This is a genomic window from Wolbachia endosymbiont of Pentidionis agamae (assembly GCF_036711655.1).
Classification (GTDB): Bacteria; Pseudomonadota; Alphaproteobacteria; order Rickettsiales; family Anaplasmataceae; genus JAZHPY01.
In genome coordinates this window covers 1-628 of record NZ_JAZHPY010000153.1, presented here as the reverse complement: position 1 = coordinate 628, position 628 = coordinate 1, and the positions used below count along the sequence as shown (strand labels likewise).

Below are 628 nucleotides of genomic sequence, written 5' to 3'. Positions count from 1 at the left end.
TTCCAATTGAAGTAATAGTGGATGCAACAGGGCTTACTTTAGAGGATATAAAAAAAATATAGAGTAAATTAAATTTAGTATTTACGAAAAATATATTATTTTCCTGCATGTTATTATTTTTTATGGAGAATGATATATGACAGTAGGTTTAACATTTGGAACAACATCAACTCAAAATAATGCAAAAACTCTACAAGATGTAAGGTTTATAACCTTTGAAAATTCTGCAGGGAATATCTTTGAATTGGATATACAGGATATTACATCCCCTGTATTTAGATACGCAGCAGCTACTGCTAGTTTAAGTTCATCTACTACTGTAAAAGGTTGGGCGAATATTGCAAAAGATACAAACATAATGCCACTAATAACTAATATAGCAACAGGAATATTTGCTGCAGAAGATACTGGTAAAAACGTACTTGTGGATAAGCTTGGAGCATTACTTGGAGCAACTGATAAAGCAAAATATGATAATACTAATAATCAATCAGCAGCAGAGTTCTTAGCAGCGCAAGGGAAGCTTATTACTGAAGATAATGTTGCAACTAAAGTAACTGGTTTTGCTAAAACAACTGACCTAGCTAACAAAGCTGATTTAACTTTATCTAACATAACTGGTGTTGAT

The 628-nt window shown here is 31.8% G+C and carries 1 protein-coding gene; it reads left to right on the top strand.

Features of this window, described 5'->3' with window-relative positions; genetic code table 11:
* Positions 1 to 136: 136 nt before the first annotated feature.
* Positions 137 to 628: hypothetical protein (locus V6U76_RS05405; RefSeq protein WP_333024122.1), on the top strand; the 492-nt coding region annotated here is incomplete at its 3' end.